The following is a 22,178-nucleotide window of genomic DNA, read 5'->3' as shown; positions in this document are numbered from 1 at the left end:
AAGAAAACGGCAACACTTGCCGCCTCGCCTCCGCGTCGCCATATGCTGGCTCATTCAGGTGGGTGCCAGACAAGAATGGCAAAAGGAGTGCCCCTTGAAAGGAGCGTCCTTATGCGCGGCATTGCATGGTTCTACAGATTGAAGGCGATCTTTGTGCGTGGCGTGCTCACGATATCGCGCAGCACGAAAATTCCGCTGGGAACGACGATCATCTGGAAGCGCGGCAGTGTTCGCATCGGCGCAAAGGGGCATTTCCGCAAGGGCGTCGTCATCGATGCGCAAAAAGGCAGCATCGATATCGGCAATCACGTCTCCTTCAACGAGTACACAATTCTGTTGGGCAGTGGCGGGATTTCGATCGGCAACGATGTGCGGATCGCCGCCCATGCCATGGTCGTATCCTTCGATCACAATTTCGATGATCTCACCCAGCCCATCCGCCAGCAGGGTCTCACGAGGAAGCCTGTCGTCATCGAAGATGATGTCTGGATCGGCGCGGGAGCGAAGATCCTGGGCGGCTCCCATATCGCTAGGGGATGCGTCATCGGCGCGAATGCCGTCGTCAAGGGGAAGACCGAGCCATACGGCATCTATGTCGGTGCGCCCGCCAGATTGCTGAAATGGCGCGGACAGAAAGACAACTCCACTGCCGAAAATATCGAGCAGCTTCTTTCTTCGAAGAGATTGACAAACCGATAGGCATTGACGTGTCGAAACAGGCGGCATTCGTTAAGACGTGCCGCCTGCAGTCTATTCGCCAAATGGTTTACGATCGCGGCGTTCTCAGAATTCCGTCCAGTCCGCGTCCTTGCTCGTCGTGGCCGGTGGCTGATTGCCACTGAACGCACTCAGCAATTTCTGGCCGAGCGCGCGCGCCGGCGAGGGCGCCGGACGTGCCTTCACGCCGTCGACAGCCCGGATGACGGGAGCTGGCGCAGGTCGTGGCAGGGGTCGCGCAGTGGGCCGCGGCGCATTGGTTGCGGCAGGCGCCGCACGTACATGTGCAGCCTCGCCTCCGCTCGTGCGGAACTGGCCGATGAGTGCCGCCAGAGAGGCGGCCTCGGTCGCCAGACTGTGGCTCGCAGCCGTGCTTTCCTCCACCATGGCGGCGTTCTGCTGGGTGCCGTGATCCATGGCGTTGACGGCGGTATTGATCTCCTGCAGGCCGGCCGACTGCTCGCGCGAGGCTTCGGCGATCGCGTGTACATGCCGGTTGATTTCCTGCACGTCCGAGACGATGGCGTCGAGTGCCTTGCCGGTTTCGTTGACCAGGCCGACGCCGGTCCGGACATGCGTTTCGGAGGTGGCGATGAGCGTCTTGATCTCCTTGGCGGCATTGGCGGACCGTTGCGCCAGCTCGCGCACTTCCTGGGCGACGACGGCAAAGCCCTTGCCGGCCTCGCCGGCGCGGGCGGCTTCGACGCCGGCGTTCAGCGCCAGCAGATTGGTCTGGAAGGCGATCTCGTCGATGACGCCGATGATGTTGCTGATCTCCCCGGAGGATTTTTCGATCTGCTGCATGGCTTCTACGGCATTGCGAACGACCTCGCCGGACCGCTCCGCGCCTGCGCGCGTATGGACGACGAGTTGACTTGCTTCCTGCATACGCCTGGCGGCGTCCTTGACCGTCGTGGTGATCTGTTCCAGCGCGGCGGCGGTTTCCTCGACCGATGCCGCCTGTTGTTCCGTGCGCCTTGAAAGCTCGTCGGCTGCGCCACGGACTTCGTTGGCACCGGCGTTGATGGCGCTGGCATTGGCGCCGACCGCGTGCATTGCCCCGTCGAGCTTGAGGAGCGCGTTGTTGAAGTCCTGCCGGAGCTGATCGAGATGTTCGACGAATTGGGTGTCGATGCGCGTCATGAGATCGCCTTCCGCAAGACGCTTCAAGCCATCGCCGACCGCTTGAACGGCCTGCTGCAGATGCGCTGCCTCGGCAGCCTGCCGAACCTCGCGTTGAGCGCGTTCGCTGTCGCTGAGCGTCCGGTCGGCTTCGGCCTGCGCCGCGAGCCGCGCGCGTTCTATCGCGTGGTCGCGGAACACGACGACGGCTGATGCCATCTGGCCGATCTCGTCGCGACGGTCGTGGCCTTCGATTTCGCTTGCCGTATCGCCGCCGGCGAGCGTCGTCATGCGGTGATGCAGATGCATCAGCGGCGCAGCAATGCTTTTCTGCGCGACATACATGCCGAAGATCAGGGAGAGAAGTGTCACGGCACCAAGGGTGCCGAGCGTATAATCGATGGCACTGTTGACCTCCGCCGACAAGGCATCGCCGCCGCTGTTCATTCGGTTTGCCAGCGCATCGCCATTGGCTTGCATCTGCACCATGAGCTTGAGCAGTTTGTCGTTGACCACGGCCATGCCCGCCTCGGCGCCTTTGGCGTCGCCATTCTTGCGCTGCTCGATCGCCTTGTTCGTGAGCGTTTGCAAGTCATCCAGTCCGGCGAGGATCGCGTCGATGGGCTGCTTCCGGGCGGGGACAAGGCTCTCGGCATGCTTCAGCCTATCCTTCGCCTCGCTGAAATAGCTGCTGCCCGCCGTCGCCGCCGTCTTGACGGCATCGCTGCCGGGATCGAAATTCAGCATCAGGCTTGCCTGCAGTACCCCGGCCAGTGCGGCGGAATTCGAGCGCGCCCCTTCCGTCGCCGCAATGGCTTCCCGATCGAGGAAGGCCTTGTAGGCCTGGTCCGCCTTGCGGGACTCGCCGGCGATATACAGCAGGCCGGCGAAGGAGATGAGGCCGAGAAAAAGGATCACGGCAAGCATCTTGGTTTTGATTTTCAGGTTCCTGAACATGATGGTCCATTTGGGTGCCGCGCCCTTATCGAGGAGAATGCGCAAGGGTCCGCTCGTCTTGGAAGGACGGTGAGGATCGCGCCGCCTGATATGTGCGGATGAAGCCGAATTTGCGGGATACCTTGCGAAGAAGGCTCGGACGACTTGCATCATGCGATCGGCTGCCGGGCCGACGTCGTCGATGCCGCGAGTACAATCAATAGAGCTTAATCGACCGCTAACGAGGGCACTTATGCGGCCGAATTCCCACGGCAATTTTGTGCTTGTTCAAAATCTCGCAACCGACCGGTGCGGCACGCGTCCGCCATTCATCTTGCGGACGCTGCCGCCATCATTCCTTGGCGCGATATTCCCCCTGCGGCATGACTCTGCTACATCGGTTGGTGAATCAGGGATCGATACACACGACCGGAGGCTGGATCATCACCATGCGTGTTTGCCTTTCGTCGCCAACCTCCGCAACGAAGCTTCTGGCGCGCGCGGCGCTGATCGCCATGTCGTGCGCCTTGCCGCTTGCCGCCCAGGAAGCCAAGCCGCCGAGCCTGCCGATCCTGTTCGATGCGCGCGAGCGACTGCCGAAACCTGATCTGTCTTCTTTGGTGAGATTGAGGTTTCTGACCTCGATCGATTTCCCGCCCTTCAATTTCGTCGATCAGAACGGCAAGCTCGCAGGCTTTCATGTCGAGCTCGCCCGCAAGATCTGCGACGAACTCGGCATATCGGACAAATGCCAGATCCAGGCGTTACCGTTCAACGAATTGCAGGGGGCGCTCACGGCTTCGCAGGGCGATGCGGTGATTGCCGGCGTCGCCGTGACCCCGGAGCTGCGCAAGACCTTCGCCTTTTCACGCCCCTTCCTGACGTTGCCGGCTCGTTTCGTCCGCAACCTCAAGGCTCCGATCAGCGGCACGACGGCCGCATCGCTTGCCGGACACCCCGTCGGCGTGGTCAAGGGGACGATGCACGAGGCTATGATGGCGGCTTTCTTCCCGGCGATCAAGCCGGTGCCGTTTGACGACAAGGCGGCTCTTCTGGCGGCCGTCAAGGACGGCAAGATCGATGCCGTCTTTGCCGACGGCTTGCAACTGTCCTTCTGGGTATCGTCGCCGGCGGCGGAAAAATGCTGCGCCCTTTTCGACGGTCCCTATCTCTCCCAGCAGTTCCTCGGCGAAGGCATGACCATCATGCTGCGTCAGCAGGACGCCGATCTGACGGCGGCGATCAATCATTCCCTCGCCACTCTGTCCCGCGATGGCAGGCTGCAGGAAATCTATCTGCGTTATTTCCCTTACGGGCTCTATTGATCAGGCCTTGCGGTAGCGGGCAATCGCGCTGCGCTCGATGGCCGCGCAGGTGAGCTTGTCGAGGCCCAGGCGGTCGCGAAGCAGGCTGAGAAGGCGCAATTCCTCCGCCTTGACCGACAGATCGGCCGACGCGACTTCCACGGCGAGCGCATACGCCGTGTCGTAGAGCCGGGCCGGCAAGGTGTCGCGCACGGTTTCAAGTACGATATCGAGCCCCTCATTGTTCGCCAGAAGCTTGGCGCAATCGCGGGAGACCGAGATCAGCGTCTCGTCGTCAAAACCCTTGAAAACCGGCAGGGCGTGGATGAGTTCTCCAATCCGGCTGAGTTCCCGGTCGTTCATCGTTCGATCGACGGCCGAGGCCAGTACCATGACGTAGATGAGGGCCTCGTGAGCGGAAAGCGGCTTGTTCATGACAGGCGAAGTCCTTCGAATTTGGCAGACTGAAAAGTCGCGCGTCTCATGGCAAAAGCTGGTGGCGGAAGCAAGGCGTCAGATCGGATTGAGCGGATCTTCCTTGGGCAAAGCAGGCCCAAGGGTCGATTTTCCAGTCTTTCGTGGGTCGTCACCATAGATGCCGCGCTGCTTCTGCTTTGCTTCGTCGACAAGCGGCGCCAGCGGCGATCCGGGTTCCGGCTCGGCCCAGCCGAAACGCACGAGCCAGGCGCTGAGATCGACGCGAACATAGCGGCAGGCACCTTTCACCGTGCCCTGCCAGGTCGCGCTCGGCAGGTCGCAGTCGATGGTGCGTCCGCGCAAATACATGCGGAATGCGGTGCGGGCAGCCAGTCCGCAAGGCCAGCTTTTGCCGCTCGGGCCGGTGCACATCCGATCGACATCGGTTGGGATGATGCCGGTGAGCTGCACGCTCCTGCCCGCAATGGTCAGCACACCCGCCTGATCCGCGAAGGGTCGGACAAGCTCGATGGGCTTTATCTGCTCCTCAGGTTTCTGCGCATCACCGAGCGAAGCCTGCTCCGACTGAGGCCGGGGCGGAAGGGTCTGATGTTCGGATGCAGCCATCTGCCTGTCGATCTGATCGGCCGGCATCCGGTTGTCCGGCGTCGGATCTACTTTAGCCTGGTCGGCAGGCGCAGGATCCGGCGATGTCGATGCGGCGCTGGCCTTGTCCGCCGCGACTTCGGTTGGCCCTGAAGTCTGGTCCGAGGGCGTGTCCGTGTTTTTCAAGAACCGTGCCGGCGGCGCCTCATTCGGCTTTGCCGAAACATTGGTCGACTGCGCTGTGGCGGGAAGGGCCTTGCTCTCTTGCGCCACTGCCGGCTGAGCAGTGGCTGCGTTGTCTTCCGCAGCCTTACTTACATCGCTGCCAGGCGCTATCTCCACGGCCGGCTTGGCGGGCGGCGCCCCGGTCTGATCTTCCGGCTGCGTTTTATTGGAGGTCGTATCGTCCTGCTTAGCTGTATCGATGGGCTTTGGCGCATCATTATTCTTCGCAGGCGTGAGATCGGCCTTGGCGGTTTCCGCCGGCGCTGTCGCCGGCCGATTTTCCGTCACCGCGCCGCTAGCGCCTCGGTGGGGCAGAGAAAAGCCATGCTCTCCCAGCTGGACCACGATCAGCGTCAACCACGAACCGACCACCGCGCCCGCCACACCTCCAAGCAAAATATTACGACGCATACCGAGAAAACTTTCCTATTGGCTTGCCCATATGATCCGGGCGATCCATTCCACATCCGCCAGATCGAAGCTGCGGTTGGGGTGCTCGGGGTTGAGCGACATCAACTCGATCGAGCGTGCACTCTGCCGCAGCAAGACCTTGGCCATGACTTCGCCGTCGCGGGTCTTGACCACGACACGGTCGTTTCGCCGGATCTGAGCCCCTGGTTCGACGATCAGAATGTCGCCGTCGCGGTAAAGCGGCAGCATGCTTTCACCCTGTATCTCCAGCGCATAGACGCCGGCCTCATGCCCGGTCGCGGCGGGAAATTCCACCATATCCCAGCCCTGGCCCGCCGGGAAGCCGCCGTCATCGAAGAAACCGCCGGCGCCTGCCTGGGCAAAACCGATAAGCGGAATGGAGCTGCCGGCTGGTGAAATTCCCTGGGCGGACATCTCGCCACTCCGCAGGAAACCCAGAAATTGCTCGAGGCTCGCGCCTGTCGCATCCAGCACCTTGGCGATCGATTCCGTCGATGGCCAGCGCAGGCGCCCGTCCTGGCTCAACCGCTTCGACTTGTTGAAGGACGTAGCATCGAGCCCCGCTCGGCGTGCCAGACCGGAGGGCGTCAAGGCATATCGCTCGGCGAGCCTGTCTATCGCACCCCATATCTGCTCATGTGACAGCATCGCCGCTCAGCATCCGCGCGCCGGATGGCCCGGCGCTCAACTCATTGCAAAAAGGTTAACCGAGGCATTTTGGCGAGTAAAGGGCGAGATAGGAATACGGTCCTTTATCCCTGTGCTTTCATCGCCCAGCTATCCCGGGCCTCAGGTCTTCTGTGGCTGCGGCTTGGTGTCCGGCTGCTCGTTCTGGAATTCCTTCGCCATGCCCATGAAGCCGCGCATGAATTTCTGCATGATGCCGAGCGTGCGATCGACATCGGCGTCGCTCGGAAGGCTTGATCCGTTGTTGGAGGCAACGGTCTTTTCCAGCTTGGTCACGCGGTCGGAGAGACGGTCGAGCTCGTCGTCATAGGCGGCGCGCTCGTCGGCGGCCATGCGGCAGACGAGGTTGCCGTTCTGATCCTGGCAGATGGACATCGCGCCGGTCTGCCGATCGAGGCGGACGAAATGATCGCCGCTTCGCTCCAGCTGGAAGCGCGTTGCGTCCGGTTCGGCCGCGAATGCGGGTGCAGTCAGAAGAACAGCGGCGGGCAGAAGCAGGGCCGCGATGCCGATTCTCATTTCCTTCGTCATGTCATCCTCCGGATTTTCTGCTTAACTGTGCATCTTCGCGCACGTTTCCCCGTGGACATCGACGGCGGTTTTCGTGCAAAGCCCTATCAGAGCAAATGTTCACATAGGGATGATGACCGCGATGCCAGTGGTTTACAAGATCGTGCCGGATGCGCTCTGGCAGCAGGCCAGACAAACCGGCGTTTTTAATGGCGCGGCGATCGATCTGACCGACGGCTTCATTCATCTGTCCACGGCCAGGCAGGCGGTGAAAACCGCGGAGCTCTATTTCGCCGGCCAGGCAGGGCTGCTGCTGGTGGCGATCGACGGCGATGTGCTTGGCGAGAAGCTGGTGTTCGAGCCCTCGCGTGGCGGCGATCTCTTCCCGCATCTCTACGCGCCGCTGCCGCTTTCGGCGGTGCTCTGGGAAAAGCCGCTGCCGATCGGTTCCGATGGTGCGCATGTCTTTCCGGAGATGGCCGAATGATCGGAGCCTTTCGTGATCTCGGCCGGCGCGGCCTCTTCCTCCTCGATCCGGAAACGGCGCATGGCATGTCGATTGCGGCGCTGAAGTCCGGCCTCGTGCCGGCTTGCCGCGTCAGCGCCGATCCGCGCCTGCGCCAGACCGTCGCCGGGCTCGACTTCGCCAATCCCATCGGCATGGCGGCCGGCTTCGACAAGAACGCCGAGGTGCCGGAAGCCCTGTTGAAGCTCGGTTTCGGCTTTACCGAAATCGGCACGGTGACGCCGAAGGCGCAGCCCGGCAATCCGCGCCCGCGCATCTTCCGTCTCGTCGAGGACGAGGGCGTCATCAACCGCCTCGGCTTCAACAATGAAGGTCATGAAGCGGCTCTCCGCCGGCTGCAGGCTGTTCGCGGCAAGGGCATCATCGGCGTCAATATCGGTGCCAACAAGGACAGCGTCGACCGCATCGCCGACTACGTCACCGGCATTCGCCGCTTCTATTCCGTGGCGCGCTATTTCACCGCCAACATTTCTTCGCCCAATACGCCGGGCCTGCGCGATCTGCAGGGGCGCGAAAGCCTGTCGGCGCTGCTGTCGGCCGTGCTCGCCGCCCGCGACGAGGAGGCAGCGAAGGCCGGCAAGCGCATCCCCGTCTTCTTGAAGATCGCGCCTGATCTGACCGAGGAGGGCATGGACGACATCGCGGCCGAAACCTTGGCCCACGCTTTGGACGGCCTGATCGTCTCCAACACCACGCTTTCGCGCGATGGGTTGAAGGATCAGCGACAGGCGAAAGAGGCGGGTGGCCTTTCCGGCAAGCCGGTCTTCGAGAAGTCGACCATTGTGCTGGCGAAGATGCGCCGCCGTGTCGGCAGCGCTCTCCCGATCATCGGGGTCGGCGGCGTCTCGTCGGCCGAGACGGCGCTGGAGAAGATCAAGGCAGGTGCCGATCTGGTGCAGCTTTATTCCTGCATGGTCTATGAAGGGCCGGGCTTGCCCGGCCAGATCGTCGCCGGCCTGTCGAAGCTGCTCGACCGCGAGCGTGCGGGCTCGATCCGCGACCTGCGCGACATCAGGCTGGACTACTGGGCGAACCGGAACGTCTGATCGGCCCGTTTCTTCAGGCCCATGGCCAGGAAGATGCCGCGGAACAGCAGGAAGGCATTCATGGCCATCCACAGGCCGTGATTGCCGAGCGTCGGGACGAGGATCGCAAGCGCTATAAGGTAGCCACCGAAGGACATCAGCATCCGGTTGCGCATGTCGCGCGACCAGGTGGCGCCGATGAAGACGCCGTCCATCAAGAAGGCGAGAGCGCCTGTCAGACCCGTGACGGCGGCCCAGGGCAGATAGGTTTCGGCAGCGGCGCGAACCTCCTGCGAAGTCGTCAGCAGGCGGATCAGCGCCGGGCCGACGGTGAAGAAGAACACGGCAGCGGCAAGCGCCAGCCCGAAGGACCAAAGCCCGGTCAGCTTCAATCCGCGCTCGAAGGCAGGCCGATAGTTGGCGCCGATTGAGCGGCCGGTAATCTGCTCTGCGGCGTTCGCCAGTCCGTCGAGATAATAGCCGGACAGCAGGAAGAAGTTCATCAGCACCGCATTGGCGGCCAGCATCACCGCGCCGAAGCTGTTGCCGATGCGCGTCATTAGTGTGAATGCGCCGATCAGCACGAAGGTCCGGATGAGGATGTCGCGGTTGAGCGCGAAGAGCTGCGTGAGCTTGGAGCGCGACAGCAATTCGGCGCGCGCCGGCCTCTCTTCGGCGGCAAAGCTGCGTATCACGATGGCGAGCCCCAGCAGCGTGCCGGTCGCCTCACCGATCAGCGTGCCCCAGGCGACGCCGGCAACCCCCCAGCCGAGCCAGAGGCCGAGAAAAATGGCGAGCGCGATGTTGACGCCGTTGATGACGGTCTGCAGCAGCAGCCCGATGCGGCCCTGGCCGCGACCGAGCACGAAGCCGAGCAGCGCGTAATTGGCAAGTGCCGCCGGGCCGGAGAGCATGCGGATGGAGAAGTAAGTGCGTGTTGCATCGGCAATGGCACCTTGCGGCCCCATCAGCTTGATGCCGAGCCAGAGCAGGACGGGCGACAGTACGACGATCAGGAAGCCGCAGCCGAGTGCCGAGATCAGGGCACGCCAGAAGACCGCCTGCTGTTCGTGCCGGTCATGGCGGCCATAGGCCTGTGCGGTAAGCCCGGTCGTGGAGGCGCGCAGAAAGTTGAAACTTGCGAAGATGAGATCGAAGAGCACCGCGCCGATCGCAAGTCCCGCAAGCGCATCCGGCTGGCCGAGATGGCCGACGACGGCGGTGTCGGCAAGACCGAGCAGCGGCGTCGTCATGAAGCCGAGGGTCATCGGAAGCGCGATCGACAGCACGAGCCGATGTGTGACATCGAAGGGCAGAACCCTTCCGCTCGCGTCCTGAACATTCATATCTGCTTCGCGCCTCCTCAATCCGTGGAGAGCACCATGGACCAATAGGGCTTGCTGCCGGAAGAGGGGGCATAGGCAAGAGCGACGCCGATACCGTCATATTTGCCGAGCATGTTGTGCAAATGCTTCGGCGAATTGATCCAGGCCGTGACAGCGGCGTTCACGTCGCGCTGGCCCTCGGCGATGTTTTCGGCGGCCGGCAACTTGACGCCGCTCGCCTTGACCCGCTTGCCGAAATCGTCGCCGATGCCGATCAGATGTTCCATCTTGCCGGCATCCGCCATGCGTCGCGCCTGATAGACGGCGGCGGTGCTGGCGGCGGTGTCGATCTTCAGCGGCGGCAGCCCGTTCTTGGCGCGCAGCGCGTTGACGAGCGGTAGGGCGGAGGCGGTCTGGTCGCTGGCCGGCGTGTTGGAAAGGCGGGCAGGCGGCGTGGCGCAGCTCGCAACGGAGGCAGCGAGCGCAAGGGCGGCGAGGCGCAGCGTATCGCGGCGCGTATAAGGCAATGTCTGGGAATTCATGTCAGCGGTTATAATTGAACAATCGGAGAATGATGAAGAGCGGGATGACGATGGATGCGCCAATAACCAGATAATCACCGAACTCACCGAGCGCAGCAAAGCCGCTGTGCCAGAGATCGACGACGAAGCGGCGCAGGCCGTTGAGGAAATCGAGCGGCCGCCAGCCGAAGAACTTCATCACGAAGCCGACGACGAGCGATACGACAACGAGCTTCACCACTGTGCGGCCCGGCGAGTCGCCGAGGAATCTGTTCACCTGATCGGACATGCTGACGTCTCCATAGTGGGCAGTCGGTCGGTTTTGAGATAGGGCCGCGGGCTGCTGCGCGCAAGCGCTTTTGCCTGGCATCCATCTCAAACACGCGTCTGCCTGAAATAGGACTTGAGTTTTTTTGTGGCCGCGTCCAAAGCCGAGCGTCAAACAGGATCGAACCCATGCTGCCGAGCCAGCTTTCCTCCGGCGATGTCATTGCCGACCGTCGTGCCGACTACGCGAAAATGCTTGCCGAGGGCGGCGAGCCAGCGAGCGCCGGCGAATTGATGGAACAGGCGCTGGAGCTTGTGCCGCACTGGGCCGCGGGCTGGTTCACCCTCGCGACCTATCGCGAAAAGGCCGGCGATGCGCCGGGCGCGATCGCTGCATTGAACGAGGTGCTGGCGCTGGATGCCGGCGACGTCTTCGGCGCGCGCCTTAAGCTTGCGGTTCTGGGAGCAGTGGCGGTGCCGGACCGGCCCCCGAGCCTTTACGTCGAGCGGCTGTTCGACGATTACGCCGATCGGTTCGAGACTTCGCTGGTGGGGAAGCTTGGCTATAGCGTTCCGGGCAAGCTTGCGGCCCTGATCGCCGGCACGGCCGATATATCAACGCATTTCCAACTCGCCGTCGATCTCGGCTGCGGCACCGGCCTGTTCGGGCCGGAGATCCGCGGGCGCGTCGATCGGCTCGAAGGCTTCGATCTGTCGAAGGGCATGCTCGCCAAGGCAGCGGAGAAGGGCGTCTACGACCATCTCGGCCAGGCCGATCTGTCGCTGGAGCCGCTTCTATCGGGCGTTTTCGATGCCGGGCTGGCGCCGGGACGGGCAGATCTCATCACCGCCGCCGATGTCTTGATGTATCTGGGCGATCTGCATGGCGTCATGGCGATCACGCGCATGCTGGCGGCCGACAATGCCGTCTTCGCCTTTTCGGTCGAGGATGCGGAGCATCCTGAGGGCTATGTGCTACGCCACTCTCTGCGTTTCGCCCATTCGGAAGCCTATGTGAGGGAGGTGTTGGCCGACCATGGCTTTGCGGTACAGGATCTCGCGCGCAGCATCATTCGCATGGATGCCGGAAAACCGGTCCACGGCATTCTGTTCATTACGCGCAAATCCGCCTGACCGATCGATTCTTGCGAATTTTAAATAGGTCAGTATTCCTTACATATTTGCTCTTGATTGTGGCACGGGCTTTCAGCAAATTCCCTGAAAACAAAGGGGAAAGCACATGGCAAACCTGAAGAGCGCCTTTGGCGTCTGGAACACGTCCGCGACCCGGCATTCGCTGGTCGAGGATATTCAAGGCATAGTTTCCGGCAGTCTGGTTTCGTCGCTCGGGCTTTTCTGCCTTTCGAGCGCCGGGCTGTTGACGGGCAGCACCGCCGGCGTCGCCTTCCTGCTGCATTATGCGATCGGCGTGAATTTCGGCCTGGCCTTCTTCGTGGTCAATCTGCCGTTCTTCTATCTGTCGCTGAAGCAGCTCGGTCCCGCCTTCACGGTGAAGACCTTCATCGCCATTGCGCTGACCTCGCTGCTGACCAATATTCAGCCGCGCCTGTTCGAGGTGGCCCATGTCAACGCCCTCTGGTCGGCACTTCTCGGCGGCATCCTGCTCGGCTTTGGACTGCTCGCACTCTACCGTCACCGCGCCAGCCTGGGCGGTGTCGGCATATTGGGGATCTATTTGCAGGAGCGTTTCGGCATACGTGCGGGGCTAGTGCAGCTTGCGGTCGACCTTTGCGTTCTCGCGGTCGCTTTTGCAGTGACCTCGCCATTCGTGGTCATCTGCTCGGTGTTGGGCGCAATCGCCCTCAACCTCTTCCTCGCGATCAATCACCGCTCGGATCGCTATATCGCCTTCTAGACGGCCAGTGATTTACTGTTTGCGGGTCTCGTCGGACTCGACGATCGCAGCTTCGTGATACCAGCTGTCGAATGCAGCCGTCGCGATGCTCGTGCCGATGTCCGGGGTGAGGTTTAGCTTAGCGCGCTGGCCGACCGCGGTAGGGCGGGCCTTGACGGGAAACTGATAAATCTTTGCCGTTTCGTGTTGAACACGGATTGCCATTCTTTGTCTCTCCTTTTGGTGTTCAAGCGGGCGTGCTTGAAGAGACAACTCATATATAGCAGAGCCAAACGCAGATTTCAGCATTCTGCTCAAAAAAAATGCTAAACGTTGAAATTATAGGCAATTTAGATGTCGCCAGATCGGCGCCCCCTGTCTGAACCGGCCGATTTTTCGGGCCGGCCCGAATCGGCGAGGGTGCGACAAGTTGGCAGCACCTGCCGTCGAGCGGCTTACGATTTGAAAAGATTTGGGCATTTAATGCTCATAAATCCCCGCGCAAAAGCGTGCGAATTGCGAAATCCTCGTCGCTCGAGTCGAACAGCCGCGTAATCTGGCATGTCAAATGCATGTCATGTGGCAGCCGTTTGTAGTGAAGGATTTTTCGGCGGGCGTGCCGGCAATTTTTTCTACTTCGCCTGATTAACTGTTATGAGGTGCGTAATGACGAAATTTAAGCTCGAGTATATCTGGCTCGACGGGTACACCCCGGTACCGAACCTGCGCGGTAAAACGCAGATCAAGGAATTCGACGCATTTCCGACGCTTGAGCAGCTTCCGCTTTGGGGCTTCGACGGTTCGTCGACGATGCAGGCCGAAGGCCGCAGCTCCGATTGCGTGCTCAAGCCCGTCGCCCTCTATCCCGACCCGGCCCGTACCAACGGCGCCCTCGTCATGTGCGAAGTCATGATGCCGGACGGCGTTACGCCGCACGCTTCCAACAGCCGCGCGACCATCCTTGACGATGAAGACGCATGGTTCGGCTTCGAGCAGGAATACTTCTTCTATAAGGACGGCCGTCCGCTCGGCTTCCCGGAAGCCGGCTACCCGGCTCCGCAGGGCCCGTACTACACCGGCGTCGGCTACAGCAATGTCGGCGACGTTGCTCGCGAAATCGTCGAAGAGCATCTCGATCTTTGCCTGGAAGCCGGCATCAACCATGAAGGCATCAACGCCGAAGTGGCCAAGGGCCAGTGGGAATTCCAGATTTTCGGCAAGGGCTCCAAGAAGGCCGCCGACCAGATCTGGATGGCCCGCTACCTGCTGCAGCGCCTGACGGAAAAGTACGGCATCGACATCGAGTTCCATTGCAAGCCGCTCGGCGACACCGACTGGAACGGCTCGGGCATGCACTGCAACTTCTCGACCAAGTTCATGCGCGAAGTCGGCGGCAAGGCTTATTTCGAAGCGCTGATGGCTCAGTTCGACAAGAACCTCGACGCTCACATCGCCGTCTACGGCCCGGACAACGACAAGCGTCTGACCGGTAAGCACGAAACTGCTCCGTGGAACAAGTTCAGCTACGGCGTTGCTGACCGCGGCGCCTCGATCCGCGTTCCTCACTCCTTCATCAAGAACGACTACAAGGGCTACCTCGAAGATCGTCGCCCGAACTCGCAAGGCGACCCCTACCAGATCGCTTCGCAGGTTCTGAAGACCATCTCGGAAGTCTCGACTGAAGGCTTCGCTTCGGCTGCCGCCTAAAGCTTCCAAGCTTGGCTTGCTGAGCATAGGAAAGTGAATGAATGACGCGGGACTTCGGTCCCGCGTCATTCGTTTTTTTGGGCCAGTTCTGAGCTTATCAAATGGCGTTTATCGCCCAGATTCTCATGTGCGCCGGCTGCTAACCCAGACGCCGTCATCCTCGGGCTTGACCCGAGGATGACGGCGTTCAGTGGCGAGCGGCGACGCACAGCATGTTTAGGAAAAGGAAACTCAGGCCGCCTTGTTTGCCGCATCGACCGGATGCAGCGCGCGGAAGCCGACGGCGAGCCGGTTCCAGATATTGATCGCGCAGATCGCCACGGTGATCTTGACGATCTCCTCTTCGCTGAAATGTTGTTTCAGCGGTTCGTAGTCGGCATCCGGTATGCCCGTCTGGGCAATCTTGGTGACGGAGTCGACCCAGCGAAGCAGGGCGCGTTCGCGGTCGTCATAAACAGGCGATTCCCACCAGACGCACATCAGGTTGATCCATTGTTCGCTAAGTCCGTCGTGCCGGGCTTCCTTCACATGCATGTCGACGCAATAGGCGCAGCCATTGATCTGCGAGGCGCGAAGCTTGATCAGGTGGATGAAGCGGCGCTCCAGACCCGAGCTCTGGACGAAGTTTTCCAGTGCGACGATGGCCTTGTAGGAGTCGGGCGAGGCTTTGGCGAAATTGAAACGGGGATGCATGGTCTTCTCCTTGGGTTCAAGTTCTTGGTTCAGCTTTTGGTCTTGCGTTCATGGATCGCGAGAAAGGCGCAGCCCCTCGCGTTTATGCCGCCGTCCGTGTCCGTTTGCCTGAGGTCGGTCAGCACGTCGGCGATGCTGGTTTTGGCCAGTTCGGCCCGATAGGCGCGTTCAGCCGCAAGCATGGCGGCGTTGATGCCGCAGGGCTTGGCGAAATAGCGCCCCGGCAATGGGCTCGGGCCGCGCTGGCGGATTTCCGCGCAGCGGAAGGCGGGCGCCGGACCCTCGGCGGCCAGCACGATATCAAGCAGGCTGATCGCCTCGGGCTTGCGCGCCAGCCGATAGCCGCCTTTCGGCCCTGGAACCGTATCGAGAATGCCCGCGCCCGAAAGCGCCTGCAGATGCTTCAGAAGGTAGCTGACCGAGACGCCATGAAATTCGGCAAGGGCAGCGGCCGAAAGCACACCTCCATCCGACAATCCAGCCAGCATGCTGACGCAATGGATGGATTGTTCGACGCCGTCTCCGAGTTTCATGTCTCGGCCTCTCTAATCATGGATATTTTTTATCCGCGATTATTCTCGGAGTCAATTGTTTTTTTAATTGGGGCGGTATGTAGCCTGAAAGGTGGCTGTCGATATGCTGCGCGCCCGACACCCCCCTTGTGGGGGAGATGTCACGACAATGAGAGAGGGGGTGCACACTTTCTACGAACTCCAAAACCAACGATGCGAAGTCAAACATCCCCGCTTCTCATCCGCCGCATATCCATTACATTTGCCCGCGTGGACCAGATCGACCCGGAGCACCCTCTTGCCCTGCCTGCCCCCTTCATCCGCTGGTTTGCGGAAAAGGGCTGGCAGCCGCGTGCCCATCAGCTCGAACTGTTAGCTCGCGCCGAGGCCGGCGAAAGCACGCTATTGATCGCACCGACGGGCGCGGGCAAGACGCTGGCGGGCTTCCTGCCGTCGCTCACCGATCTCACCCGCCGCGGCAAAGTCCCGCCCGGCTCGGCCTTCACCGGCATCCATACGCTCTACATCTCGCCGCTGAAGGCGCTCGCCGTCGATATCGAGCGCAACCTGATGAAGCCCGTTACCGAAATGGGTCTGCCTGTTTCGGTCGAAAACCGCACCGGCGATACGCCTGCCGGCAAGCGGCAGCGCCAGAAACTCAATCCGCCCGATATTCTTCTGACGACGCCAGAGCAGGTGGCGCTTTTGCTCGCCAATCGCGAGGCCGAGCGCTTCTTCAAGGATCTGAAATATATCGTCTTCGACGAGCTGCATTCGCTGGTCACCTCCAAGCGCGGTCACATGCTGTCGCTCGGTCTCGCCCGCATCCGCAGGCTCGCGCCAAGCGTCCGGACCATCGGCCTTTCAGCCACCGTCGCCCAGCCGATGGACCTGCAGAAATGGCTGGTGGCGCAAGAGCAAGGGAAGGAGCAACATGCCGGCCTAGTTCTGGTCGATGGCGGCGCCAAGCCTGACATATCGATACTATCAACCGAAGAGCGCATCCCCTGGTCCGGCCATTCCGCGAAGTATGCGATCCCCGATATCTATCGCGAGCTGAAGGCCCATCGCACCACGCTGCTCTTTGTCAACACGCGCTCGCAGGCAGAAATGCTGTTTCAGGAGCTGTGGTCCGCCAATGACGACAACCTGCCGATCGCCCTGCACCATGGCTCGCTCGATGTCGGCCAGCGCCGCAAGGTGGAGGCGGCCATGGACGCCAACCGCCTGCGCGCTGTCGTCGCCACCTCGACGCTCGATCTCGGCATAGACTGGGGCGATGTCGATCTCGTCATCCATGTCGGTGCGCCCAAAGGCGCAAGCCGCCTCGCCCAGCGTATAGGCCGCGCCAATCACCGCATGGATGAGCCTTCCAAGGCAATCCTGGTGCCGGCCAATCGCTTCGAGGTCATGGAATGCCAGGCAGCCCTCGACGCCAATTATATCGGCGCGCAGGATACGCCGCCGATCGGCGCCGGCGCGCTCGATGTTCTCGCCCAGCATGTGCTCGGCATGGCCTGCGCCGAGCCCTTCGACATGCTGGAGCTCTATGATGAGGTGCAGAGCGCCGCTCCCTATGCCGATCTCTCCTGGGAAACCTTCGAGCGCATCGTCGATTTCGTCGCCACTGGCGGCTATGCGCTCAGAACCTATGAGCGCTATGCCCGCATCCGCAAGACGCCGGAAGGACGCTGGCGCGTTTCCAATCCGCAGGTCGCCCAACAATACCGTCTTAACCTCGGCACCATCGTCGAAGAGGCGATGCTGAATATCCGCATGGTGAAGCGCAATGCGCTCGGCTCGCTCGGGCGAGGGGGAGCGCCGCTCGGCAAGGTCGAGGAGTATTTTCTCGAACAGCTTTCGCCCGGGGATACGTTTCTGTTCTCCGGCAAGGTGCTGCGCTTCGAAGGCATCCGAGAGAACGAATGCCTAGCGTCGCAGGCTTTCTCCATGGACCCGAAAATCCCATCCTATGCCGGCGGCAAGTTTCCGCTGTCAACCTATCTCGCCGATCAGGTGCGGGCGATGATCGCCGATCCCGACCGACGGCATCGCCTGCCGGATCAGGTGCGTGACTGGTTGGAACTCCAGAAGGAAAAATCGCTGCTGCCACGGCGCGACGAGTTTCTCATCGAGACTTTCCCACGCGGCAGCCGCGCCTACATGGTCGCCTATCCCTTTGAGGGGCGTTTGGCGCACCAGACGCTCGGCATGCTCTTGACCCGCCGGCTGGAGCGGGCCGGGGCCAAGCCGATGGGCTTTGTCGCCACCGATTATTCCCTTGGCATATGGGGATTGGAGGATATGGGGATGATGATCGCCAATCGCCGTCTCAGCCTCTCCGATCTGTTCGATGAGGACATGCTCGGCGATGATCTCGAGGCCTGGCTCGACGAATCCTTCCTGCTGAAACGCACCTTCCGCAATTGTGCCGTGATTGCCGGCTTGATCGAGCGCCGGCATCCCGGCAAGGAAAAGACCGGCCGTCAGGTGACGGTATCCGCCGACCTGATCTATGACGTGCTGCGCAGCCACGAGCCGGATCATATCCTGCTGCAGGCGACCCGGCAGGATGCCGCGACGGGACTTTTGGATATCGGCCGACTTGGAGATATGCTGAGACGAATCAAAGGCCATATCACCCACCGGGCGCTGGATCACATCTCGCCGCTCGCCGTGCCGGTGATGCTGGAAATCGGCAAGGTGCCGGTGCCTGGCGAGGCCCACGATGCCGTGCTTGCGGAGGCTGCCGACGACCTGATCCGCGAGGCCATGGAATGAAGCATGATCCCAAAAAGTGTGAAGCGGTTATTGGACGAGATCATGCGAAACAGACGACAAAGGTAGAGTATTAGGGTGATGAACCGCCTGGCGCTAGCGCGAGATATCAACGGTCAAGGGAACGGCGCGACAACTGCGTCGGGCGCCGAGACCGTCGTTCACGGCGTTGCCGCCCTCTGCGATCCGCTCGGTGCCCTCTATCTGCCGGATGCCGGCATTCTCGTCGTCTCCGATCTGCATCTGGAAAAGGGCGCCGCTTTCGCCCGCCGCGGCATGCTGCTGCCGCCTTACGATACGCTGGCGACGCTGACCGTGCTGGCAGCCGTCATCTCCCGTTACGACCCGAAGCTCGTCGTCTCGCTTGGCGACAATTTCCACGATCGCCTTGGCTCGCAGCATCTGCCGGAGGAGTTTCGGAGCCTGATCGTCACCATGGCGCGCGGCCGCGAATGGATATGGATCAACGGCAATCATGATCCGGACGGTACCGTCGATCTGCCCGGTCATTCGGTTGACGAGATGCACTATGGCGGGCTGACCTTCCGCCACGAGCCGAAGACGGGACGGCATGCCGGCGAGATCGCCGGCCACCTGCATCCTTCCGCCACCGTCCGTCGCCGTGAGAAATCGGTGCGACGCCCATGTTTCGCCACGGACGGCGCACGTCTGCTGATGCCCGCCTTCGGCGTCATGACCGGCGGCCTCGACCTTCGCCACAAGGCCATGGCCGGCCTGTTCGAGCCGGAGAGCCTGATCGCCCACCTGCTCGGCCGCGACCGGATCTATTCGGTGCGGTTTGGCAATCTGTCGGCCTGAAGCATTTCAGGCAAATTTCACCGGCTCGTAGCGCAGGACCACCGCTCCCGTTTTCAGCGCTCTGGATTCAAGCAGCTTCAACGGTCTCTGCTCGGCTGCCGGCTTGAAATGCGGATTGCCGGCGCCCAGCACGACGGGAACGAGGCAGATGCGGATCTCGTCCACCAGATCAGCCTTGAGCAACACATCCGTCACCTCGGCGCTGCCGAAGACGAACATGGTCTTGCCGGGCTCTTCCTTCAACTTCCTGACTTCGGCGGCAATGTCGCGAACCACGCGGGTATTGTTCCATTCCGCCTTGTCGAGCGTCCGCGAGGCGGCGATCTTGGCGATACCGTTCATATAGGCGGCGATATCGGGTGTCTCAGTTGCGGTCCGCCAGTAGGCGGCCATTCCCTCATAGGTCTTGCGGCCGAAGATCAATAGGTCGCCCTCGTGGCCGAGCTCGGTCGCATAGCGTTCCAGTTCGTCGCCCCAGGTGAGCATGTGAAAATCGAGGTCCCATGGCTTGATTCCCTCGAAGTAGCCGTCGAGCGTCATAAGATTCCAGACAACAAGCTTCCTCATCGTTTTTCCTTCGCCATAACCGTATCATGATCAAAACCGCTTGCTAAATGCAAGCAGTTGAAAACTAGTTCGACTGATGGCAAAATGCAAGCAGTTTTTGGAGACTCTTATGGACGCATTGCACCGCTCAGGCTGCCCGATCAATCTGACGCTGGAAATCCTCGGCGATCGCTGGAGCCTGATCATCATCAGGGACATCATGTTCGGCAATCGCCGCCATTTCCGCGAGCTGCTGCAGAAGTCGGAGGAGGGTATCGCTTCGAATATTCTCGCCGACCGCCTGAAGCGGCTGGTCGAGCGCGGGCTTCTCACCCGTGACGATGATCCCACCCACAAACAGAAAGCCGTCTACAGCCTCACCGAGATGGCGATCGATCTCGTGCCGCTCTTTGCCCACATGGGCGCCTGGGGCCGCAAGCATCTTCCGGTCTCGGAGGAACTGTCGATCCGCGCCGAGCTGCTGGAAGAGGGTGGGCCGAAGCTCTGGGAGGATTTCATGGACGAACTGCGCGCCAGGCATCTCGGCAAGGTGCTGCCACCGGGCACGCCGTCGGTGCTTGGCAGATTGACGCAAGCCTATCTCGCGGTCGTCGAGCGCAAGAAAAGCGAATGATCAGCTTTTCCGGAATATGAAGCTTGCCGCCCATCCGGTAATCAATGCCAGCAAGACGGAGAACACGCCGTAGGTGATCGGTCGCTGGTGCGCGGCGTCGGTTATCATCTGCTCTATGCCAGTCTTGATGACCCGCAGCGGCAGGGATTTTTCGTTCAGAAACTTGCCGGTTTTGAAGAGATAGGCGCGCACCGTATGCACGCCGTTCGGCACATCGGCGGGTATTCTGAGCGTCGCTTTGAACAGTGTGGAACTGACGAAGCGCACGCCTGCCGGATCGCTTTCATAGAGGCCTCCGGCCGATTGCAGCCGGCGGAAGGCCTGCCGGAATTCCGGCACGTCAGCGACATTGCCGACGAAGCCGACCGGGGTCAGGGGAATATGGTCGACGCCGATGCCGCGGTCGCTGAGTTCGAGCGGCGCGGTGATATTGTCGACGGCGCGCGTGCTCGACAGAGAATAGGCCTGCGGCACATGCTCGAATGTCATCGACCGGGTGTTGACCCAGATGCCGAAGACGCGCTCTTTCCTACGCACCGTGGCGTTTTCGCGTGGGCCCTCCAGCACGACGACGATGTCATACTGGCCGATCGCCAGAAGCAGCTGGTCGGTGTTCGAAAGGGCGCCGAAGATCGTCAGGTCGGCGCCGGCGAAGTCTGAGGTGATGGCGATCTCGCTCGTCGAGGTGCCGATCTCCATAGTCTCGCGCGATGATGTCGAGGTCGTCGGCTGATCGAGAAGCACCTGCGCCTGGCCGCCGAGCGGCGCAAGCAGCAGTGTCGCGGCGATGAGCAAGCCGACGCGCCTCATCTGCTTACCCCTTCGAGGACGACAGAATAGACGTCTGCTGGCGTGACCACCAGGGCGATTGCCAGGCGAAGCCCGACGGCGAGAACGAGGAGGCCGAGCAAGGCGCGCAACTGCTCGCCGCGCAGCCTCTGGCCGACGCGCACGCCGTATTGGGCGCCGACGACGCCCGCCACCATCAGCAGGAAGGCCAGTATGATATCGACGGAATAGTTGGTTGCGGCCTGGACGATGGTGGTGAAGGCCGTCACGAAAATGACCTGGAACAGCGAGGTGCCGACGACCACGTTCGTCGGAACGCGCAGCAGATAGATCATGGCCGGCACGAGGATGAAGCCGCCGCCGATACCCATGGGCGTCAGCATGCCGACGAAGAAGCCGAGGCCGACGACCGGTATGGCGCTGAGATAGAGCTTGGATTTCTTGAAGCGCAGCTTCAGGGGCAGGCGCTGCACCCAGTTATGATGGCGCGGCTTGCCGGAGGACGGCGGCAGCTTTCCCGCGGCCCGGCGCATCGCCCGCACGCTTTCCCACAGCATCAGCGTTCCGACGGTGCCGAGCAAAAGCACGTAGATCAGCGAGATGATCAGGTCGATCTGGCCCAGTCGGCGCAGCAGCACGAACAGCCAGAGGCCGAACGTCGCACCCGCAAGGCCGCCCGCCAGAAGTATCGCCCCCAGCTTCAGATCGAGCGAGCCGCGGCGAAAATGGGTAAGCGCGCCCGAGACCGAGGAGGCGACGACCTGATTGGAGCCGGTGGCGACCGCGACGACGGGCGGGATGTTGTAGAAGATCAGGAGGGGCGTGATGAGAAAGCCGCCGCCGACGCCGAACATGCCGGAGAGGAACCCTACGGCTGCGCCCATGCCGAGAATAATGAGGATATTCACCGACAGTTCTGCGATCGGCAGATAGATCGTCACGCGTTGTTCCCATTTGCAGGCATTCCGGCATGTCGACCGGAGCCCGGACCATTTTCCCCTTTAAACAGCGGATTCTAATCTGAAATCGTTGCCAGAGCCTTAGGAAAAGCCATGCCGCTTCAGTTTTCGAATTGCTGGCTCCACTCTAGCGCGGATTTTTCCGCATTTCTGTGACGTTGATCCAGCAGACGGGTGACAGGATGTAGACGGCAGTGCGTATCGCGGCTCCCCGAAACGAAAAATGCCGGCATGGTGGCGCCGGCATGTCGATGTCCTGAACTCCG

At 61.5% G+C, this 22,178-nt stretch carries 24 protein-coding genes; 10 read left to right on the top strand and 14 right to left on the bottom strand.

Going from position 1 to position 22,178, the window contains the following annotated elements:
• Positions 1-111: 111 nt before the first annotated feature.
• A complete protein-coding gene (locus GA0061101_RS23420) occupies positions 112-699 on the top strand; it encodes an acyltransferase (protein WP_092575104.1) in 588 nt (195 codons plus the stop codon).
• Positions 700-783: 84 nt separating this feature from the next.
• Here GA0061101_RS23420 and GA0061101_RS23415 read toward each other — a convergent pair whose 3' ends face one another.
• A complete protein-coding gene (locus GA0061101_RS23415) occupies positions 784-2,796 on the bottom strand; it encodes a methyl-accepting chemotaxis protein (protein WP_092575186.1) in 2,013 nt (670 codons plus the stop codon).
• A gap of 494 nt (positions 2,797-3,290) precedes the next feature.
• Between GA0061101_RS23415 and GA0061101_RS23410 the strand changes: the two genes are divergently transcribed.
• Positions 3,291-4,100 carry a transporter substrate-binding domain-containing protein gene (locus tag GA0061101_RS23410; RefSeq protein WP_245297559.1) on the top strand — a complete coding sequence of 270 codons (810 nt, stop codon included), beginning with the start codon at positions 3,291-3,293 and terminating at the stop codon, positions 4,098-4,100.
• Here the strand turns inward: GA0061101_RS23410 and GA0061101_RS23405 are convergent, their stop codons facing one another.
• From GA0061101_RS23405 to GA0061101_RS23390, 4 genes are all read right to left on the bottom strand, one after another.
• Positions 4,101-4,514 (bottom strand): tellurite resistance TerB family protein, encoded by a 414-nt coding sequence (locus tag GA0061101_RS23405; protein WP_034513789.1) that lies wholly within the window; start codon positions 4,512-4,514, stop codon positions 4,101-4,103. It abuts the gene before it with no gap.
• Between the two features lie 78 nt (positions 4,515-4,592).
• Entirely contained in the window at positions 4,593-5,738 is a 1,146-nt protein-coding gene (locus GA0061101_RS23400) for a thermonuclease family protein (RefSeq protein WP_092575100.1), read from the bottom strand.
• Positions 5,739-5,753: 15 nt separating this feature from the next.
• Entirely contained in the window at positions 5,754-6,407 is a 654-nt protein-coding gene (locus GA0061101_RS23395; protein WP_092575098.1) for a S24 family peptidase, read from the bottom strand.
• 141 nt (positions 6,408-6,548) lie between these two features.
• Positions 6,549-6,977: a hypothetical protein gene (locus GA0061101_RS23390; RefSeq protein ID WP_037203157.1), complete on the bottom strand. Its 429-nt coding sequence runs from the start codon at positions 6,975-6,977 to the stop codon at positions 6,549-6,551.
• 109 nt (positions 6,978-7,086) lie between these two features.
• On the opposite strand from GA0061101_RS23390, the gene GA0061101_RS23385 reads away from it, so the two are divergent.
• Both GA0061101_RS23385 and GA0061101_RS23380 read left to right on the top strand, forming a co-directional pair.
• Positions 7,087-7,443, top strand: a complete 357-nt coding sequence (locus GA0061101_RS23385) for a DUF952 domain-containing protein (RefSeq protein ID WP_092575096.1) — start codon at positions 7,087-7,089, stop codon at positions 7,441-7,443.
• Positions 7,440-8,528, top strand: a complete 1,089-nt coding sequence (locus GA0061101_RS23380; protein ID WP_037203160.1) for a quinone-dependent dihydroorotate dehydrogenase — start codon at positions 7,440-7,442, stop codon at positions 8,526-8,528. Before GA0061101_RS23385 ends, GA0061101_RS23380 begins: the two co-directional genes overlap by 4 nt.
• Here GA0061101_RS23380 and GA0061101_RS23375 read toward each other — a convergent pair.
• Genes GA0061101_RS23375 through GA0061101_RS23365 form a run of 3 tightly spaced genes read right to left on the bottom strand, consistent with a single transcriptional unit; the run spans position 8,504 to position 10,642 of the window.
• Positions 8,504-9,853, bottom strand: a complete 1,350-nt coding sequence (locus tag GA0061101_RS23375; protein ID WP_037203162.1) for an MATE family efflux transporter — start codon at positions 9,851-9,853, stop codon at positions 8,504-8,506. The two genes, GA0061101_RS23380 and GA0061101_RS23375, sit on opposite strands and share 25 nt — an antisense overlap.
• 17 nt (positions 9,854-9,870) lie before the next feature.
• Positions 9,871-10,374, bottom strand: coding sequence for a CAP domain-containing protein (locus GA0061101_RS23370; RefSeq protein WP_037203163.1), 504 nt, complete (start codon positions 10,372-10,374; stop codon positions 9,871-9,873).
• A gap of 1 nt (position 10,375) precedes the next feature.
• A complete protein-coding gene (locus GA0061101_RS23365; protein ID WP_037203165.1) occupies positions 10,376-10,642 on the bottom strand; it encodes a DUF6460 domain-containing protein in 267 nt (88 codons plus the stop codon).
• Positions 10,643-10,809: 167 nt separating this feature from the next.
• Here GA0061101_RS23365 and GA0061101_RS23360 point away from each other — a divergent pair, with 167 nt between their 5' ends.
• Both GA0061101_RS23360 and GA0061101_RS23355 read left to right on the top strand, forming a co-directional pair.
• Entirely contained in the window at positions 10,810-11,754 is a 945-nt protein-coding gene (locus GA0061101_RS23360) for a class I SAM-dependent methyltransferase (protein WP_037203166.1), read from the top strand.
• Positions 11,755-11,860: 106 nt separating this feature from the next.
• Positions 11,861-12,496: a YitT family protein gene (locus GA0061101_RS23355; RefSeq protein WP_037203167.1), complete on the top strand. Its 636-nt coding sequence runs from the start codon at positions 11,861-11,863 to the stop codon at positions 12,494-12,496.
• Between the two features lie 12 nt (positions 12,497-12,508).
• Here GA0061101_RS23355 and GA0061101_RS23350 read toward each other — a convergent pair whose 3' ends face one another.
• A complete protein-coding gene (locus GA0061101_RS23350; RefSeq protein WP_037203168.1) occupies positions 12,509-12,700 on the bottom strand; it encodes a DUF2735 domain-containing protein in 192 nt (63 codons plus the stop codon).
• Between the two features lie 441 nt (positions 12,701-13,141).
• Between GA0061101_RS23350 and GA0061101_RS23345 the strand changes: the two genes are divergently transcribed.
• Complete coding sequence (locus GA0061101_RS23345) at positions 13,142-14,182, top strand: glutamine synthetase beta-grasp domain-containing protein (RefSeq protein ID WP_037203169.1); 1,041 nt, start codon at positions 13,142-13,144, stop codon at positions 14,180-14,182.
• 231 nt (positions 14,183-14,413) lie between these two features.
• On the opposite strand, the gene GA0061101_RS23340 is transcribed toward GA0061101_RS23345, so the two are convergent.
• Positions 14,414-14,875 carry a carboxymuconolactone decarboxylase family protein gene (locus tag GA0061101_RS23340; RefSeq protein ID WP_092575094.1) on the bottom strand — a complete coding sequence of 154 codons (462 nt, stop codon included), beginning with the start codon at positions 14,873-14,875 and terminating at the stop codon, positions 14,414-14,416.
• Between the two features lie 29 nt (positions 14,876-14,904).
• Positions 14,905-15,408, bottom strand: a complete 504-nt coding sequence (locus GA0061101_RS23335) for an RrF2 family transcriptional regulator (RefSeq protein WP_037203171.1) — start codon at positions 15,406-15,408, stop codon at positions 14,905-14,907.
• A gap of 249 nt (positions 15,409-15,657) precedes the next feature.
• Between GA0061101_RS23335 and GA0061101_RS23330 the strand changes: the two genes are divergently transcribed.
• Positions 15,658-18,168 carry a ligase-associated DNA damage response DEXH box helicase gene (locus GA0061101_RS23330; protein WP_037203336.1) on the top strand — a complete coding sequence of 837 codons (2,511 nt, stop codon included), beginning with the start codon at positions 15,658-15,660 and terminating at the stop codon, positions 18,166-18,168.
• Between the two features lie 78 nt (positions 18,169-18,246).
• Positions 18,247-18,984: a ligase-associated DNA damage response endonuclease PdeM gene (gene pdeM / locus GA0061101_RS23325; protein WP_037203172.1), complete on the top strand. Its 738-nt coding sequence runs from the start codon at positions 18,247-18,249 to the stop codon at positions 18,982-18,984.
• Positions 18,985-18,990: 6 nt separating this feature from the next.
• On the opposite strand, the gene GA0061101_RS23320 is transcribed toward pdeM, so the two are convergent.
• Positions 18,991-19,551: a dihydrofolate reductase family protein gene (locus tag GA0061101_RS23320; RefSeq protein WP_092575092.1), complete on the bottom strand. Its 561-nt coding sequence runs from the start codon at positions 19,549-19,551 to the stop codon at positions 18,991-18,993.
• 109 nt (positions 19,552-19,660) lie between these two features.
• Between GA0061101_RS23320 and GA0061101_RS23315 the strand changes: the two genes are divergently transcribed.
• Positions 19,661-20,164, top strand: coding sequence for a winged helix-turn-helix transcriptional regulator (locus tag GA0061101_RS23315; RefSeq protein WP_037203174.1), 504 nt, complete (start codon positions 19,661-19,663; stop codon positions 20,162-20,164).
• Here GA0061101_RS23315 and GA0061101_RS23310 read toward each other — a convergent pair whose 3' ends face one another.
• Both GA0061101_RS23310 and GA0061101_RS23305 read right to left on the bottom strand, forming a co-directional pair.
• The gene (locus tag GA0061101_RS23310) at positions 20,165-20,974 is read right to left on the bottom strand and encodes a TIGR02186 family protein (protein ID WP_037203175.1); all 810 of its coding nucleotides are present in this window, start codon (positions 20,972-20,974) and stop codon (positions 20,165-20,167) included. It lies immediately after the preceding gene.
• Positions 20,971-21,894: a sulfite exporter TauE/SafE family protein gene (locus GA0061101_RS23305; protein ID WP_037203176.1), complete on the bottom strand. Its 924-nt coding sequence runs from the start codon at positions 21,892-21,894 to the stop codon at positions 20,971-20,973. Before GA0061101_RS23305 ends, GA0061101_RS23310 begins: the two co-directional genes overlap by 4 nt.
• Positions 21,895-22,178: the final 284 nt, after the last annotated feature.

Origin of the sequence: Martinezella lusitana (assembly GCF_900094565.1) — a bacterium.
GTDB classification, from domain to species: Bacteria; Pseudomonadota; Alphaproteobacteria; order Rhizobiales; family Rhizobiaceae; genus Rhizobium; species Rhizobium lusitanum.
Note: the sequence above shows the minus strand (reverse complement) of the source record. Positions and strands in the feature narration are given on the sequence as shown.